This is a genomic window from Methanosarcina barkeri MS (assembly GCF_000970025.1).
Taxonomy (GTDB): Archaea; Halobacteriota; Methanosarcinia; order Methanosarcinales; family Methanosarcinaceae; genus Methanosarcina; species Methanosarcina barkeri.
This window is the reverse complement of record NZ_CP009528.1, coordinates 4,104,493-4,120,410: the sequence shown is the minus strand read 5'-3', so window position 1 is coordinate 4,120,410 and position 15,918 is coordinate 4,104,493. Positions and strand designations below refer to the sequence as shown.

Annotated in this window: 16 protein-coding genes; 12 read left to right on the top strand and 4 right to left on the bottom strand. The window is 41.6% G+C overall.

What is annotated here, in order from left to right; all coding sequences use genetic code 11:
• Window positions 1–67: 67 nt before the first annotated feature.
• Window positions 68–553, bottom strand: a complete 486-nt coding sequence (locus tag MSBRM_RS16825) for a multiprotein bridging factor aMBF1 (RefSeq protein ID WP_048122108.1) — start codon at window positions 551–553, stop codon at window positions 68–70.
• Between the two features lie 57 nt (window positions 554–610).
• Here MSBRM_RS16825 and MSBRM_RS16820 point away from each other — a divergent pair, with 57 nt between their 5' ends.
• From MSBRM_RS16820 to rpl12p, 9 genes are all read left to right on the top strand, one after another.
• Window positions 611–1,906 (top strand): proteasome-activating nucleotidase, encoded by a 1,296-nt coding sequence (locus MSBRM_RS16820; protein WP_048122106.1) that lies wholly within the window; start codon window positions 611–613, stop codon window positions 1,904–1,906.
• Window positions 1,907–2,095: 189 nt separating this feature from the next.
• The gene (locus tag MSBRM_RS16815; RefSeq protein ID WP_048122104.1) at window positions 2,096–2,680 is read left to right on the top strand and encodes an endonuclease dU; all 585 of its coding nucleotides are present in this window, start codon (window positions 2,096–2,098) and stop codon (window positions 2,678–2,680) included.
• 501 nt (window positions 2,681–3,181) lie between these two features.
• The gene (gene ftsZ / locus MSBRM_RS16810) at window positions 3,182–4,309 is read left to right on the top strand and encodes a cell division protein FtsZ (protein ID WP_048122102.1); all 1,128 of its coding nucleotides are present in this window, start codon (window positions 3,182–3,184) and stop codon (window positions 4,307–4,309) included.
• Between the two features lie 428 nt (window positions 4,310–4,737).
• Window positions 4,738–4,953 (top strand): protein translocase SEC61 complex subunit gamma, encoded by a 216-nt coding sequence (locus MSBRM_RS16805; protein ID WP_048122101.1) that lies wholly within the window; start codon window positions 4,738–4,740, stop codon window positions 4,951–4,953.
• A complete protein-coding gene (locus MSBRM_RS16800) occupies window positions 4,950–5,408 on the top strand; it encodes a transcription elongation factor Spt5 (protein ID WP_048122099.1) in 459 nt (152 codons plus the stop codon). The genes MSBRM_RS16805 and MSBRM_RS16800 overlap by 4 nt, the downstream gene beginning before the upstream one ends.
• A gap of 120 nt (window positions 5,409–5,528) precedes the next feature.
• On the top strand, window positions 5,529–6,014 hold the full coding sequence (locus tag MSBRM_RS16795) for a 50S ribosomal protein L11 (RefSeq protein WP_048122097.1): 486 nt from the start codon (window positions 5,529–5,531) through the stop codon (window positions 6,012–6,014).
• A gap of 241 nt (window positions 6,015–6,255) precedes the next feature.
• Window positions 6,256–6,897, top strand: a complete 642-nt coding sequence (locus tag MSBRM_RS16790) for a 50S ribosomal protein L1 (RefSeq protein ID WP_048122095.1) — start codon at window positions 6,256–6,258, stop codon at window positions 6,895–6,897.
• Entirely contained in the window at window positions 6,898–7,944 is a 1,047-nt protein-coding gene (locus tag MSBRM_RS16785) for a 50S ribosomal protein L10 (protein WP_048156381.1), read from the top strand.
• Window positions 7,945–7,980: 36 nt separating this feature from the next.
• Window positions 7,981–8,301, top strand: coding sequence for a 50S ribosomal protein P1 (gene rpl12p, locus MSBRM_RS16780; RefSeq protein WP_048122092.1), 321 nt, complete (start codon window positions 7,981–7,983; stop codon window positions 8,299–8,301).
• A 748-nt stretch (window positions 8,302–9,049) separates the two neighbouring features.
• Here the strand turns inward: rpl12p and MSBRM_RS21560 are convergent.
• Window positions 9,050–9,298 carry a hypothetical protein gene (locus MSBRM_RS21560; protein ID WP_230668952.1) on the bottom strand — a complete coding sequence of 83 codons (249 nt, stop codon included), beginning with the start codon at window positions 9,296–9,298 and terminating at the stop codon, window positions 9,050–9,052.
• A 25-nt stretch (window positions 9,299–9,323) separates the two neighbouring features.
• Between MSBRM_RS21560 and MSBRM_RS21555 the strand changes: the two genes are divergently transcribed.
• Both MSBRM_RS21555 and MSBRM_RS16770 read left to right on the top strand, forming a co-directional pair.
• Window positions 9,324–9,638, top strand: a complete 315-nt coding sequence (locus MSBRM_RS21555; protein WP_230628997.1) for a hypothetical protein — start codon at window positions 9,324–9,326, stop codon at window positions 9,636–9,638.
• A 283-nt stretch (window positions 9,639–9,921) separates the two neighbouring features.
• The gene (locus tag MSBRM_RS16770) at window positions 9,922–10,914 is read left to right on the top strand and encodes a radical SAM protein (protein WP_048156379.1); all 993 of its coding nucleotides are present in this window, start codon (window positions 9,922–9,924) and stop codon (window positions 10,912–10,914) included.
• 233 nt (window positions 10,915–11,147) lie between these two features.
• Here the strand turns inward: MSBRM_RS16770 and MSBRM_RS16765 are convergent, their stop codons facing one another.
• Window positions 11,148–13,778, bottom strand: coding sequence for an SUMF1/EgtB/PvdO family nonheme iron enzyme (locus MSBRM_RS16765; protein ID WP_048156376.1), 2,631 nt, complete (start codon window positions 13,776–13,778; stop codon window positions 11,148–11,150).
• Window positions 13,779–14,150: 372 nt separating this feature from the next.
• Here MSBRM_RS16765 and MSBRM_RS16760 point away from each other — a divergent pair, with 372 nt between their 5' ends.
• Window positions 14,151–14,333, top strand: a complete 183-nt coding sequence (locus MSBRM_RS16760; protein WP_048123596.1) for a YHS domain-containing protein — start codon at window positions 14,151–14,153, stop codon at window positions 14,331–14,333.
• A 25-nt stretch (window positions 14,334–14,358) separates the two neighbouring features.
• On the opposite strand, the gene MSBRM_RS16755 is transcribed toward MSBRM_RS16760, so the two are convergent.
• The gene (locus MSBRM_RS16755) at window positions 14,359–15,864 is read right to left on the bottom strand and encodes a HEAT repeat domain-containing protein (protein ID WP_048156374.1); all 1,506 of its coding nucleotides are present in this window, start codon (window positions 15,862–15,864) and stop codon (window positions 14,359–14,361) included.
• Window positions 15,865–15,918: the final 54 nt, after the last annotated feature.

Sequence of the window (15,918 nt, the reverse complement as noted above, 5' to 3'; positions counted from 1 at the left end):
CCTCTACTTTGAGATTTACTTCTCTTTATCTGCTTTGAGATTTACTTCTCTTTATCTGCTTTGAGATTTACTTTCTTTTTATTTTCACTATATCTCCGAGAGTCATATCTTTCTTCAGGTGAGATACTTCCTGTCCTGACTCCTCCACACGTTCCGTAAGTTTAATGTCAAGAGCGTGTTCGAGTTTCTTTCGGACGGAATCCTCTGGAACGATTTCGCTGCGTTCTATCTTTTTGATTAAAGATACTTTTTCTTTGATGTTTTCAGCCAGGTCTTCCTGAGACCAGCCTTTTGCTTCTCTTGCTTCCCGGATAATCTGATCATAGTTGTCCAGGAGTTCGTCTTTCAAAATATCGAAAAAATCCTTTTTTGGCCTATTTCCAGTTCGTGTTACCTTTCGAACCACCGGAGAGACTTTTCTTGACACGGGAGTTCGCTTATCAACGGGTTTACCGTAAGGAGCACATTTTTGGCAGACCTGGAGCTCACTGTTATCAATTGTAATGCATATAGGCTTTCCGCGGATCTCTGCACCACATATTTCGCACTGCATATTGATCACTTCGAAAACGCTATATACGGTATGAACTTAAATATTATTCGGAGCTCCATGACGGAAAGTACCAAAAGTAAGGATGAAAGCATGCGCAGTCACCTTGGTAAGCCCGGACCTGTGTATGACGGAATCGAGCCTGGAGAGCTGGGGGAAGTGACTGAAAGCGTCCAGGACCGAATGAGGCAACTTGAAAGCCGAAACAGTTATCTGGAAGAGCAGTGCAGCCAGATCGAATCCGAAAAACGTTATCTGGAAAACCAAAAGATAAAGTATGAACGAGAGATACGAAAGCTGCAGTCTGAACTCGATCGGATGAAGACCTCTCCGCTCATCATTGGTACGGTCATTGATGTAATTAAGAATGATAGGATTATTGTCCGAAGCAGTAACGGACCTCAGTTTCTGGTTAATGTCTCACAGTATATCGATGAGAAAAAACTGCTGCCAGGGGCAAAGGTTGCCCTGAATCAGCATACGCTTGCTATTGCCGAGGTTATTCCTTCTACGGAAGAACCTTTTGTTGCTGCAATGGAAGTCCTCGAAAGCGTAGAAGTGGACTATGACCAGATCGGCGGTCTCGATGAACAAATACAGGAACTTCAGGAAGCTGTCGAACTTCCTCTCATTGAACCGGAACGCTTTGCTCGGATAGGTATCGATCCTCCGAAGGGAGTTCTTCTTTATGGACTTCCGGGAACAGGCAAAACTCTGCTTGCGAAAGCTGTGGCTCACAGAACCAATGCAACCTTTATCAGAGTTGTAGGCTCTGAACTCGTGCAAAAATACATTGGGGACGGTTCCAAACTCGTAAGAGAAATCTTTGAGATGGCCCGGAAAAAGGCCCCGAGTATTATTTTCATTGATGAGCTGGACTCAATTGCTGCAAGGCGTTTGAATGAAACGACGGGAGCAGACCGCGAGGTTCAGAGGACACTTATGCAACTGCTAGCAGAGATGGATGGCTTTGATAAACGAAAAAATATCAGGATTATTGCAGCAACAAACCGTCCTGATGTCCTTGACCCGGCAATTCTCAGGCCAGGTCGATTTGACAGGCTTGTCCATGTCCCCATGCCCGGAGTAGAGGCCAGAGGAAAGATTCTCGAAATCCACTGTGAAAAAATGACTCTTGCAGGAGATATTGACTTTAAGAGGCTTGCAAAAGCTACCGAAGGAATGAGTGGAGCGGATCTGAAGGCAATCGCCACTGAAGCAGGTATGTTTGCGGTCAGGAAAGACAAAGAACTGATTGAGATGGACGATTTCCTAGAAGCAGTGGGTAAAGTCTCTATGGCTGCGGATACGCAGAAAATGATGCCTGCCAGTCTTCCTGAAACCATGTTCGTGTAAAAAAGTTTCCGGTAAACCGAATAGAAAGCCCTCTAGGGGCTCATTTCTATCTTTGGCTTATTTTTACTTTAGCTTGAGAGGAAGGGTGTTTTACCGGAAAATTGAAAATTTTTCTGGAAAGGATTTTTATTCGAAAATCTGAAGGAAAATCGACAAACTATTTTTGTAATCCATACATAAGAAGTACCCGTGAATACAGATTTTCATATCAAGCCCGAAATTCGAATTTTAGGCATAGACGATTCTGCGCTCCTCAATGAAAAAGTGATGATAGTTGGAGCTGTTTTTCGGGGAGGAGATTGGATTGACGGGGTCCTTCGCTCAGAAATCACAAAGGACGGGCTTGATGCTACTGAAGTTATCTGTAACATGGTAAAGAAGAGTAAACATTATGGCCAGATAAGAACGGTTATTCTTGATGGAATCACTTATGGAGGCTTTAATGTTGTCGATATACAGATGCTTTACAGGGAAACCGGAATTCCTGTAGTTGTGGTTATGCGGTCCTATCCGAATTTCGAGAAAATAAAATCCGCTCTCAAATACTTCCCGGATGGAGAGGAACGGTGGACGATAATAAAGCGGGCCGGAAAAATAGAAAGAATTCTAGGTGAAAAGAGTTCTATTTATATCCAGAGAGCAGGCATAGGTATAGAGACTGTTAAAAAGATTATCCGACTTACTTCGATAAGAAGCAATATCCCTGAGCCTTTAAGGGTTGCCCACCTTATTGCGACAGGTATTATCCTGGGAGAATCCAGAGGAAAAGCGTAATTGTTTTTAATCAAACAGAAAGGTAAAAATACATGGAAGGCTTCAGAAAAATAAAATAATAAAAAATAAACATTTTAGTCCAAGAAATTTAATAAGATTTCAAACAATTTTCAAAATTTAAAATTGTTAAATAAAATTCCAAAACATTAAATAAAATTTGAAATTATTAAACAATTCTATACTATTATAATAAATTCCAAAACATTAACGAAAATTTAAAATTATTAAAAAAAATTCTAAACTATTAAAGAACACTCCAAATTATGGCAAAACAGGATCCTAATAACTGTGGGGGAAATGCCTGAGGCTAAATAGGAAAGTAGAAGAGTTTAATTAAATTATTAAACAAATACATTATAAGTTTAAAGACTTGAACAGGAAAACTATTAAATTGGAAACTGTATATGTGATGGATAAAATACACATGTTCCCTCTAAAAATACATTTATTTTTTAATACCAGTCATTAAAATTACCCCATAGGATGGAGGAAAACAGTATCATGAGATCCATTGTGGAAGAAGCCCTTGCTCGATCTGCCCAGGAAGGACGTGCCGGGCAGAGTGAGTACTCAAATTTAGATTACTCTGACGTAGTAGACTCAGATGTAGATGCTGAACTCGAAGAGATCCTCAGAAGCCTTAAAACAACTATCAAAGTGATAGGATGCGGAGGCGGCGGCTCGAACAGCATCCAGCGTATGATGGGAGAAGGAATACAGGGAGCTGACCTTGTTGCCTTGAATACCGATGCTCAGCACCTTCTTCATATACGCTCCGGCAAAAAGATTCTTATTGGGAAAAAGAAAACCCGCGGACTTGGAGCCGGAAGTCTCCCCCAGATCGGAGAAGATGCTGCAATCGAAAGTATCGACGAAATTAACAGCGTTGTCGAAGGCTCTGACATGGTCTTTATTACCGCAGGACTTGGAGGAGGAACCGGCACAGGATCAGCACCTATAGTAGCTGAGGCTGCCAGAGACGCAGGAGCCCTTACGATCGCAGTCGTCACCCTGCCTTTCAGTGTGGAAGGTCATGTTCGCAGAACCAACGCAGAAGCCGGTCTTGAACGCCTTAGAGATGTCGCAGACACGGTAATAGTGGTTCCCAACGACAAGCTGATCGAAGTAGTTCCAAGGCTTCCGCTTCAGGCTGCTTTCAAAGTATCAGACGAAGTTCTTATGAGAGCCGTAAAGGGTATCACCGAACTGATCACAAAACCCGGACTTGTAAACCTCGATTTTGCCGATATCCGAACTGTTATGCAGAATGGGGGCGTTGCAATGATAGGGCTTGGAGAGTCCGACGGAGAAAACAAAGCTGTCGAATCCGTACAGAAAGCTTTGCGCAGCCCGCTTCTTGATGTGGATATCTCAGGTGCAACTTCTGCTCTTGTTAATGTGGTTGGAGGTCCTGACATGACAATTTCTGAAGCTGAATCTGTGGTTCAGGAAGTTTACAACAGGATAGACGCAAACGCCCGTTTGATCTGGGGCGCACAGGTTGACCCTGACCTCGAACAAACCGTACGTACTATGATTGTGGTTACAGGAGTAACATCCGCTCAGATTTATGGTCACGGAAACGACAAGGATATCGCCTTTAAATATGGAATTGATTTTGTAGAGTGATCATACCAGAGATAAAATGGATTAAAATCTTCGGTTGGAGAAAATACTGTTTTCCTCTCTTTAAAATAAAAATAAGGGATAGGAATAAAAACCAATCGAAAACTATTTTTATGGTAAATGCTGTATGGTGCCGATACAATTCGGCATCAAAAAAGAAATATTTCTACTGGCACGATTAAAGCTTTGGAACAAATATAAATCCAGCATCGGAATCTTTTGATGTTTTAAAAGCGTGGCAGTGATATCTTCATATAATAGGAATTAATAATATAAACCGCCCGTTCCTTCCTTAATATAAATCCGGAAATTCTAGATGTCAGAAAAGCGAATAAGAAAAGCGAATTTCGGGAATGGAAAACCCATAGGAAGAACTCTAGGCAAAAATTAAAGAATGATAAATTGAATAAAGAAAACCTGGATGTGAATTGATGGTAGAATCCACGTTTGAACCGAAAATAACTGCACAAAGCGTTGGTCAGGTAATCCGGGCATACCTGAGAGTCCTGAAACTTACTAGAAAACCGTCCAGGGAAGAGTTCTTGACCATTGCCAAAGTTGCAGGTGTTGGCATTCTGGCTGTGGGAGCAATAGGATTTATAATATACGTACTGTTGACAATGTTGCCCCAGTGGGTGGCCAAATGAGTGAGGATTCTCAGATATTTGTAATCAAAACTACAGCAAACCAAGAAAGATCGGTTGCAACAGCCCTTGCCAGAGTTTCGAAAAAGGAGAAGCTGGATATAAGGGCAATTCTGGCTCCTGATGAGCTAAAAGGATATGTCCTGGTCGAGGCTCCTAAACCCGGAATTATAGAACTGGCAATTCAGACTATTCCCCATGCAAGGGCTCTTGTGAAAGGGAGCTCTTCAATTGCTGAAATTGAGCATTTCCTTAAACCCAAACCAACAGTAACAGGGATCAAGGAAGGGGCTATAATTGAGGTCACTTCAGGACCCTTTAAAGGCGAGAAAGCCCGTGTTAAAAGGGTTGATGAAGGGCATGAGGAAATTACTGTGGAACTGTTCGATGCTGTGGTTCCGATTCCCATCACGATTCGTGGCGATACTGTAAGGATACTGAAAAAAGAAACTGAGTGAAGTCACAGCGAGATGGAAAAATACCTAAAATTCCAGCTTATTAATAAATAAAATCACCAGTACTTAAAGTGGATCTAAACAGATCTACAAATATTATACTTAAAAACCGGTGAGACTCAGATGACAAGTATTGTTGAAGCACTTGTCCCCGGAGGAAAAGCAAATCCTGGACCACCTTTAGGTCCGGCGCTTGGTCCGCTTGGGGTCAACATAAAAGAAGTTGTCGAAAAAATCAACGAAAAAACCAGGGACTATAATGGTATGCAGGTTCCTGTAAAAGTAATTGTTGACGACAAGAAAAATGTCGAGATCGAAGTAGGCACTCCACCCACTGCATCCCTGATTATGAAAGAGTTAGGGATTCAAAAAGGGTCCGGAAATGCGGGAAGTGAAGTTGTTGGAAACATCAGCATTCCGCAGGTCGCAAAGATCGCCCGGATGAAAAAGGAAGACGTACTTTCCTATGATCTCAGGGCAACAATGAAAGAGGTAATGGGTACCTGTGTCCCTATGGGCGTGACTGTAGAGGGAGCTAAGGCTAGAGACAGCCAGAAGGCACTTGATCAGGGCAAGTTCGATGATTTGCTTGCTGGTGAGGAGTGGTAAACCTTCTCATCCCTTTACTACTTAATCCGGAATTTCGTCATCACCAATAGTTTTAAATTGGATAGCACTAATAGCTCAAGAACCTTGCATGTCATTGCAGTATATAAAAAAGACAGTTACTAGTGGCTTATCGTTAAGAATAACAGAATATCCGGATTAATGGGAAAGCCCTAAGACCAACCGTAGTAAGCCGAAAAGGCTGCTTGAACATGTAAGTTCAAACACTACGGGGAGGAACAAGATGGCAGAAAAAAGTATACTGGAAGCTGTCAAGAAAGTACTTGAAGAATCGCCAAAACGCAATTTCTCTGAAAGCGTAGATCTGGCTATTAACTTGAAGAATCTTGACATGAACCAACCAAGTAACAGAGTCGATGAAGAAGTAATTCTTCCTCACGGGCTCGGAAAAGAACTGAAGATCGGTGTTTTTGCAAAAGGTGATGTGGGCCTCAGAGCAAAGGCTGCCGGTGCTGCGTATGTTATTTCTGATGTTGAGCTCGATGAACTGGCGGCTGATAAAACCCGAGCCAGGACTCTTGCAAACGAATATGACCTTTTTATTGCAGAAACCCAGTTTATGCCAACAATTGGTAAGAACCTGGGTATTGTTCTTGGACCCAGAGGAAAAATGCCTATCCCGCTTTTACCTAACAAAGACATAGGCGAACTTATCCAGAGCAAGCAAAATGCAATCAGATTGAGGTCAAAAGACAAGCTCACTTTCCATGTGCCTGTCGGCCGAAGGAACATGAGTCCCGAGGATCTTGCCGAAAACATTGAGACTATAGTGTCCAGGCTGGAGCGTGTCCTGGATAAAGGCAGGCACAACCTGAGAACAGTCTATGTCACGACAACTATGGGAAAATCCGAAAGGGTGGTGTAAATGGCAGAGGAGAAGCATCACACGGAGCGCGTCCCAGAGTGGAAAAAGGATGAGGTCGAGAATATAATAGAGCTCATTCAGTCCCATAAGGTCTTTGGAATGGTTGGAATCGAAGGCATTCTTGCAACCAAGATCCAGAAAATTCGTCGGGACCTTAAAGACGTTGCAGTGCTCAAGGTCTCAAGGAACTCCCTTACTGAGCGGGCTTTAAACCAGCTCGGAGAAAGTATTCCCGAGATGAATAAATACCTTGACAAGCAGACTGCTCTGGTATTTACTAACGAAAGTCCCTTCAAGCTTTATAAAGTACTAGAACAAACAAAAACTCCTTCTCCAATTAAAGGAGGCGCAATAGCTCCTGCAGACATTATTGTTCAGAAGGGGCCTACCAGTTTCCCACCTGGTCCTATTCTTGGAGAATTTCAGAGCGTAGGGATTCCCGCTTCAATAGACGCAGGGAAAGTTGCAATAAAGGAAACGAAGGTTGTCTGTAAAGCCGGCGAGGTAGTCCCGCAGAAACTCGCAACCATGCTTGCAAAGCTGGAGATATACCCTCTCATTGTAGGGCTGGACTTAAGAGCCGCCTATGACAATGGAGCAATTTACGAGCCGGAACTCCTTGCAATTGATGAAAGCCAGTACTTCTCTGACATTACCAGAGCAGCTCAGAGCGCTTTCAACCTCGCTGTCAACACTGCATACCCGACAAGCGCAACAATCGGCACCCTGCTGGCAAAAGCCTTTGCAGAGTCAAAGAACCTTGGTGTCAATGCTGTTGTGTTTGATTCTGGAGTCATGGATGCCTTACTGGCAAAAGCTCATGTCCAGATGACATCCGTTGCATCTGAAGCCGCAGACAAAGATGCAAATGCCGTGGATGACCAACTGAGGGAAGTTCTCGGAGCGGCCGCAAGCGCAGCAGCCGCAGTAGCCAAGGAACCCGAGAAGAAAGAAGAAGTAAAGGAAGAAGAGGAAGAAGAGGAAGAAGAGGAAGAAGACCACTCCGAAGAAGATGGAATGGCTGGTCTCGGTGCCCTTTTCGGATAAATAAATTTACGATAATTAAAACTTAGGTGATTAATGATGGAATATATATATGCAGCTCTCTTATTGCACAACGCTGGTAAAGCAATTACCGAAGACGCAATCACTGCCGTTCTCCAGGCAGCAGGTATCGAAGTTAACGAATCCAGGGTAAAGGCCCTTGTAGCAGCCCTTGAAGGCGTGGACATCGAAGAAGCAATTGCAAAGGCAGCATTCGCAGCTCCAGCAGCCGGCGCAGCAGCCCCTGCAGGCGCAGCAGCCCCTGCCGCAGAAGAAGCTCCTGCTGAAGAAGAGAAAGAAGAGGAAGAAGACCACTCTGAAGAAGACGGAATGGCCGGCCTCGGTGCTCTCTTCGGATAAACGCAAATAAAACTTTAATACCTACAGCTCGCCAATATGGCGAGCGCTCTTTTTTCAATAGAAATTTTAGCAGTAGTTTAATAACGTAGAATTAGCTGATTTTACTGTAGAATTCTTTATCTTTTCTAGTCGATTCTCTGTTATAATATCCAATTTGTTTGGATTATAAAACACAATCTGCTCAGGCTAAAAGCAATAATAGAGCTATATAGAGAGTCGATACCAAAACTCATATTATTACGAATCATTAAAATTTTTTGAGTCATTTTCTTAATCTAAAATAAGATTGATTCTCTAAAATCCAATATTCAAAGAAACTAATAAAGAGCTAATAAGGTATGTTTTTCAAAAGATTATAAGCTTAAATTTTGGAACTAACCCGTTATTTTTATTTATTGAATTGAACTTATACAGTAAAAAAAATTTATGTTTTGAAGTTAATACTGTCTCAAGTATATGTAAGATTTACGTATACTTTGGGAGATTTTTGAAATTAGTAATTTTTAACAGAAAATATGGGACCATCAGGGAGGAAGTAACCTCCAGCTTACAGTACACGTGCAAGGCCTCCAGAATGTGCACAACTGGCGGCTGAGAGTTGTAGATAGTGCAGCAGGAGACGAAGGATCAATAAACGAATTCTATGACCTGATAGGGTGAACAATTTTCACCCGATTTTTATATTTTATGGCGATGATTTAATGAGGATAAAAATCGCACTGGCATTGATGTCTGCTATCTTTATGTTTTACTGGGCCGCAGCCTTAATAATAAGTTGTATACTTTGGTCAATATCTGTCACAATACTTTCTTTCGGGGACTTGACAGAGTTATTGAGCATTATTTCATTTTTGGGTTCCGTTCTTTTTTTGGTGGAAGCAAGAAAAGTACTACCCAGATGGTATCTGGCAGTCCCGTTAAGCATCTCTCTATTTATACCGGTCATCGCAAGTTTTTGGATGAATTTTTTTAGTCTTCTTAGTGACCACATCGGCATCGCAGAAACACTCGTGATGCTATTTATGGCGTTACTGTCCCCGTTCTCGGCACTGGTCTTCTTATCTATGGATAGACATCCTGACTCGATGAATGCATATCTTGCAGTTTCATATGTGGCAAGTATGCTTTCGATGTTACTCCTTTTCTTCACGCTCAGTGGACTTTTACATGCACTTTCAAGAGGAGGGCCGACTTTTGATGCTGTTGTCGCTTTTCAGGCATTTTATTGGCTCTTTGTGATGCCGGTTATAGGAATATGTTTTTTAGTTAGAGCAATAACGTACAGGAATCATGGAAACGTTTTAAGTCCGGTAACTGTTAAGCCCACTCAAAATTAGTTATGAATAAATTAGCAGTTAACTCATTTTTTATTATTTACACAGAATTTTTCACACGATTCTTGGCAGATAACTTTGACTTAGCTTACTTTGATATCATATCTGATCACTCTCTATGTATTAAGTGGTTTACAAATTATCCGCGGGCTTCGGTTCATAAGTCCGTAAGTTAGATAGAGTCGAAAAAATATGTGTTACAAACTAGCTCTCCAAAAAAAGGTTATAATAGAAAAAATAATGAATAATAAGCAGTCTTATAGAAAAAAATAGATAAGAGATTTCTATGTCCCGATTTGATCCTATCCTGGCTTCAAGAGCGCTCTGGCAGATCCGAGTAAGAAAACGCCCTTTTGTCCTCTCTCACGGTGTAAATGCTAGCTGCAATATGCGCTGCAAGTTCTGTGAGTACTGGAAGAAAACTGGAGAAGAGCCACCTCGAGAAGATATTTTTAAATTGTTGGACGATGCTAGAAAATTCGGAATCGGTGTCTATAATGCCTGGACCGTAGAACCTCTACTCAGGCAGGATCTTCCCCAGATTATGGCGCATGCCAAAGGAATCGGGATGATCACTTCCATGGTCACGAATGGAAAATTGCTCTATGAAAGGGCTGAAGAACTGGTAGATGTAGACTACCTTTCGGTTTCAGTGGATGGAGTAGATAGTTATAAAGAGATCCGCAGGATGGATTTCGAAACTCTGCTGAAGGGATTAAAAAAAGCTATCAGGGTTAGAAAACTTCAGAAAAAGAAGAATCCCATCCTGATGAATTGCGTGCTCACAGGAAAAAACTTGGACGATATCGAGACTCTCATTTTGCTTGCAAAAAAGCTGGGAGTGAAAGTTTCCTTCGAGCCTGTTCACGAGTTCCCCGGAATCAGTGAGGAAATCTGGAACGATATCGGAATTCGTGACAAGGAAAAATTCCACTGTACAGTTGACCACATAATCGAGCTTAAGAAGCAGGGCTACCCGATAATCAATTCCGAAACCTACCTCAAAATGGTTAGGGACGGAAAAATGGATTACAAATGCAGGGCTAGTGGGGTTATTATAAATGTGACTCATGACGGCACTATGGAAACTTGTCGTGTGCACAACGAACCTCTTGGAAATGTGATATTGGACGGCTTTGAAAGCGTCTGGAAAAATTCGGAAGAACACAGAAAGGAAATTGTCAAAAATTGCAGTGGCTGCCTCTTTTTTGGATATACGGAAAACAGTTTGATGCAGAGTTTTAATCCTGAAGTTCTGATGCATTACGAGTGGATGTAACGCCCGAGTTCCGCTTCCCGAGTCCCGTCTCGGGAGGACGGTGCCCTTTTCGCTCACTTCGTTCGCTCAAGAGGGCTGAAATCGGGGGGTAAGGAAACTATTTTTTAATTTAGAGCGCTCAGCGCCTCAGTCCCGGCGGCTTCGCACGCTTTGGGTCTTCGGGCTTCGCCCAATGGAATTCAAATTTGCTTCAGCTAGTAACTCAAGTGGTAAAGTGGTAAAGTCGAAAGTTGTTACAATTTCCTCAGAAGACGGAAGCCAACATTGGGGCTGCGGTCGTCGGGGCCGTACCTACCGCGGTAAGCTGACCGGCAGTCCATGGCATTGTCGTTCCAGCTGCCACCCCGTACCACATGGTAGGTGCTATCTCCATCCCAAGCATTACCATCAGAAGGAGCTCCTTCATAATTAGCGTGCCATCTGCCCTGAACCCACTCCCAGACATTCCCATGCATGTCATAAAGGTCCCATGGATCGGGTTTCTTCTGGCCAACTGGCTGAGTTTTCAGTCCAGAGTTATTGCTATACCATGCATAATCTCCAAGTTTCGACTCATCATCCCCGAAGGAATACCTTGTTGTTGTCCCGGCACGGCACGCATATTCCCATTCAGCTTCGGAAGGCAAGCAATATCTCTCGGTGCCTTCTATTTCATTGAGTCTTGCGATAAACTCCTGAACATCATTCCACGAGATAGATTCCACAGGCAGGTTATCACCTTTGAAACGAGAAGGATTGCTACCCATTACAACAGTCCAATGCTTCTGAGTAACAGGATATTTGCCAAGGTAGAAAGGATTTTTGATTGTTACTTTATGAACGGGACCTTCATTATCAGATCTGCCCTCCTCATCGGAAGGTGAGCCCATCATAAACTCTCCTGCTGGTATCCGAACAAATTCCATTTCATCTATACTAGGCAGTAAAGACCCGGACATACTTTCTTCTGGATATACAATGACGGGGGAAACCTGCAATAATTTGCTGAGATCAAGGCCTGATAACGTGTATTCGGCTGCATTTTTCGAGGGATTACTTTCTTCTACGCAGCCGTACCTCAAAAATTCGATCAGCCTTTCGTCCCGGATCCATTTCTCTAGATTTTTATCTTCATTTTCCGGCTTCAATGCATATTCCTGCAAGATGGTAAGAAGCACTCTATTTGAATTCAGAGCAGAAATGATTGAGTTCCACTTTATGCTTATTGCCACGAATTTTGCAAGTTTTTTGCAGTTCCACATATTTTCAGGAGCAGTGCCTTTATTATAGGAAAAGAGACCTGTTCTTTTTCCTATAGTTCTCTGGAAACGAAACTGATTAATGAACTGCTTTATCCGACGAGGATTATTATCCAGAGCAGAAGACACCATTTTCAGAATCAGCTTTGATGTTTCATAATCTTCCACGCAATCTTTATCATTCTGGATTTCCTGCTTATTTGATACTGTTTCATCATTATTTTGGTCAATTGTTCCTGTTTCTTTATTGCTGTTTCCATTCTTTGAGGGTTTAAGGTCTCTTTCCGGAGATTTGTCAGGGGTAGGGTCTTCAGAGACACTTAGTTTATCTACAGGCTCAGATGGATTTAAAGGAGTTTCAATTTTATTGGCTGATGGTAAAAATTTTAAAAAATCAACGCTTTTTGGACTCGGAACTTTGAAAGGAAGCTGGATGAATTTTTCAATAAAATTGTAGCCATATTCAAGCCCATAGCCATGATTAGGCCCATCCATTTTTAAGTACTTGAAAATTTGTTCGTTTTTAGCCGCCAGTCCTGCAGAGATAACTTTTCTGTCCATACCTATGGAAAAATAAATATTCGCTTCATCAGAGATCATTAGGTTTAGAGCCTGCATTAGTTCTGCAGCTTTTGGTATTTCACAGCGATCTAGATCATCAATGAAGACATAGACTCTTGAATTTCCAGCGTAGGATTTAATTATCTTGCTGAAGTCAGAATGAAAACGTTCTATGAATGATATGTGCTCCGTGTAATTAGGATTGGATACAAATTTGCTGAAGTCAAAAGGATTGCCAATCACGTCTTTAATATCTTTCCAGAAATAGAATATCGGAAGTATAGAACCTATAATTCCGGCCAATGTTGCTAAAACAGTAACTGATAGTTGATTTATCGAATTTAAGTATAAAATAGTCACAAGATTTACAATAGAATAACTAAGAATACAAACCGCAATAATAAAGAAAAAAATGTGAAGAGAAATTGAATTCTTACTTTTCCATTTAAACTCAAGTCTGAGATACCTTAATTTTAATTGTGCTAATAATCGCTGTGCCCAGGAAAGTTGCTCTGACAACTGTTCCATGAGACTAAGTGCAAAAGCAGCCCATAACTCATCTTCTTTTTCATATCTCCAGCAGTTAAACCAGACTGTAAAATACTTTCTTCTTTTAATTTTTGAAGGAATATATATCAGAATTGCTCTTATTTTATTTTCGAAGGAATATGGATCAAAATTTTCATCTTTGTTATTTAGTTCATTTCCATTATTTTGTGAGAATTTTTCCTCAATGGAAGAAAAAAGGGTTTCTAGTTTAGAAATAAGAGGTTTTAATTCAGGAAGACCTGCTTTTTTCTTATTTAAAAATAGATACTTCCAAAATTCTCTGATAGATATATCGCATATATTTCCTTTTTCAATTTCCTCTTTCAATTGCTTCATGAAAGAAGATTTACCGCATCCCCATTGTCCCTCAATAGAAAGAGTAATAGGGGGCTTTGTGCCCTCGGAGGTAAGAAATTCTGCGATAGCTTCGACGTAAGAACGGAATCCAAGTACATCTTCCTTCGTCGAAACATCATTTAAGCATTCGAACGAAGATTTTGATTTATCGCCTGACAAAAGGATTTAGCTCCATACGTAGTTTAATTTCATAATATGAAGCAAATCTCGTGGAAGCTGAGCTTTCAAATGCCATATTATGAAGACTAACAGAGTTTTTTAATTGTTTATTGGAAAGAAATATAAATATTTGTTGAAATTTCCACAAAATATAACGGAAAAGTATGAGACGTCTCTGGAAGCTGGAAGAGCGAAGGAACGCTGCCAAAAAGAATTATATAAAAATTACTAAATATTATAGTAATAATCAGTTATTTGGGTTTATTTTCAGCAACTTGTGAAATGCAGTGTGGAAGGGTGAAAAGCTACCGATATTGCGGCTTTGAAAGAGTAAAATGATATAATCGGACCAGTGGAGGAAAAATTATGAAAATGAAAGGGAGTGGAACACGGCTTGATCCTGTGTGTGATATGAATGTTACGGAGAGGGATGTTACATACAAAAGTGACTACAAGGGAAGAACTTATTATTTTTGTTCGTTTGAATGCATGAAGAGATTCCAGGATAACCCGGAAAAGTACATCAGCATCCATGGCAAGGAAGCTAAGGTATAATGGATTTTCTTTAATGGATTTTCTTTTACCTTGAGTTCTGCTTATCCAGCAACCTTAAAGCCTCAGCCGTAGCCCACTGGACTTCAGGGTCAGGATCGTTTAAGTTTTTGACAAGAGGGGCTGTTGCTTTTTGATCTCCTATTTTTGCGAGGGCTTCTGCGGCGTACCTCCTCACCCAGGGGTTGCTGTCGTCTAGAGTTTTTAGAAGTGCATCAACTGCTTTTCGGCTGCCTATATTCCCAAGGGCATAGACTGCAGTGATTCGGAGTTCTGAATCTTCTTCGGTCAGCATTCCCAGAAGAGCGTCTATTGCTTTTTCAGCTCTGAGAGTTCCCAGAGAATATGCAGCAGCATTTCTTACTTCAGGATTCGTATCACCAAGGCATTCGAGAAGCGGGTCTACTGACTCTGGATCTTCCATTTTACCAAGGGATTCGGCTGCACACTTTCGAAGTTCGGGGTCCTTATCTCTTAGTTTGTAAATAAGAGCTCCTGTGGCTTTTTTACTGTTAAGTCCTGCAGCTTTTTTGCTGCCAGAGTTTCCTAGAGCCAGTATTATCTGTTTCTGTAATTCCGGAGAGCTTTTATTCAGTTTTCCGATAAGGGATTCTTCAGCCTTGTCACCACCAAGAATCCCCAGGGCACGGGCTGCAACTAGCCTGACTTCGGGAACTTTGTCATCCAGACTTTTAATTAAAGGCTCAATTGCCCGTTTGTCTTTAAGATATCCAAGGGATTCTATAGCACATGCTCGGAATACAGGGTCTTTATCTACGGCCAGCCGTTTAATTAGCGGTTCTGCTGCATTTTCGGTTCCTATTCGGCCGAGGTTTCTGGCTGCAGTTATTCTTACTCGGGAATTCTTGTCCTCGAGGAGCTCAAGAAGTGCCTTCTCTACTTCAGGACCTCTTGCCTGGCCCAGAGCTTCGGCTGCGATTGCTCGGACCTCCGGATTTTCGTCGTCCAAGGATTTGATGCAGAACTGTGTATCTTTTTCGCTTTGTTTTAATGGACTAATGGGGTTTCCTTCCTGTCCTCTAAGAAGATCCGAGATATATACTAGTTTTTCAGATGAGGTTTTTAAGCCTGAAACGTTGCTTAGCAAGTTTATGGAAGTGTAAACGATGGCTATAAGGGATAAAACCATTGAAATAAGAGAGGAAACTAACAGAACTTTCATTTTGGCTTCGGAAAAAGAGCCAAAGCTAAAAACAATCAGTATCAGTCCGTTAAAATAGATTGTCCCTGCTGCCGTATAGGATACCATCTTCAGGGGCGGTTTTATCCGGTTGGCAATCGAATTAGTACTGTCCCTGTTGCTTTGCAGGGAAAGTATGAATATAGCAATAAACACGGCATACAATGCTGCTACTGATTGCATTACTGCTGAAGGAAGCCAGAAAGTTCCCCCAGAGCTGGCCGCAGAATTATCTGCATTTCCATTTCCTGATAGGGTGAAAAAGCTCAGAATAACCAGAGCAAATAAAAAGAAAACTTCAAGCTTGTAAGTTTTCAAGGTAGTCAGTTTCATTCTAAACAGACTGCCTGTGCCGGATAGTTATATAAAAATTCCGCTGAATCGAGT

What these genes read in the sequence shown, in the direction of transcription:
- MSBRM_RS16825 (WP_048122108.1), bottom strand. Translation starts at nt 553, where the DNA reads ATGCAGTGCGAAATATGTGGTGCAGAGATCCGCGGAAAGCCTATATGC.
- MSBRM_RS16820 (WP_048122106.1), top strand. Translation starts at nt 611, where the DNA reads ATGACGGAAAGTACCAAAAGTAAGGATGAAAGCATGCGCAGTCACCTT.
- ftsZ (WP_048122102.1), top strand. Translation starts at nt 3,182, where the DNA reads ATGAGATCCATTGTGGAAGAAGCCCTTGCTCGATCTGCCCAGGAAGGA.
- MSBRM_RS16805 (WP_048122101.1), top strand. Translation starts at nt 4,738, where the DNA reads ATGGTAGAATCCACGTTTGAACCGAAAATAACTGCACAAAGCGTTGGT.
- MSBRM_RS16800 (WP_048122099.1), top strand. Translation starts at nt 4,950, where the DNA reads ATGAGTGAGGATTCTCAGATATTTGTAATCAAAACTACAGCAAACCAA.
- MSBRM_RS16795 (WP_048122097.1), top strand. Translation starts at nt 5,529, where the DNA reads ATGACAAGTATTGTTGAAGCACTTGTCCCCGGAGGAAAAGCAAATCCT.
- MSBRM_RS16790 (WP_048122095.1), top strand. Translation starts at nt 6,256, where the DNA reads ATGGCAGAAAAAAGTATACTGGAAGCTGTCAAGAAAGTACTTGAAGAA.
- MSBRM_RS16785 (WP_048156381.1), top strand. Translation starts at nt 6,898, where the DNA reads ATGGCAGAGGAGAAGCATCACACGGAGCGCGTCCCAGAGTGGAAAAAG.
- rpl12p (WP_048122092.1), top strand. Translation starts at nt 7,981, where the DNA reads ATGGAATATATATATGCAGCTCTCTTATTGCACAACGCTGGTAAAGCA.
- MSBRM_RS21560 (WP_230668952.1), bottom strand. Translation starts at nt 9,298, where the DNA reads ATGCCGATGTGGTCACTAAGAAGACTAAAAAAATTCATCCAAAAACTT.
- MSBRM_RS21555 (WP_230628997.1), top strand. Translation starts at nt 9,324, where the DNA reads ATGGCGTTACTGTCCCCGTTCTCGGCACTGGTCTTCTTATCTATGGAT.
- MSBRM_RS16770 (WP_048156379.1), top strand. Translation starts at nt 9,922, where the DNA reads ATGTCCCGATTTGATCCTATCCTGGCTTCAAGAGCGCTCTGGCAGATC.
- MSBRM_RS16760 (WP_048123596.1), top strand. Translation starts at nt 14,151, where the DNA reads ATGAAAGGGAGTGGAACACGGCTTGATCCTGTGTGTGATATGAATGTT.
- MSBRM_RS16755 (WP_048156374.1), bottom strand. Translation starts at nt 15,864, where the DNA reads ATGAAACTGACTACCTTGAAAACTTACAAGCTTGAAGTTTTCTTTTTA.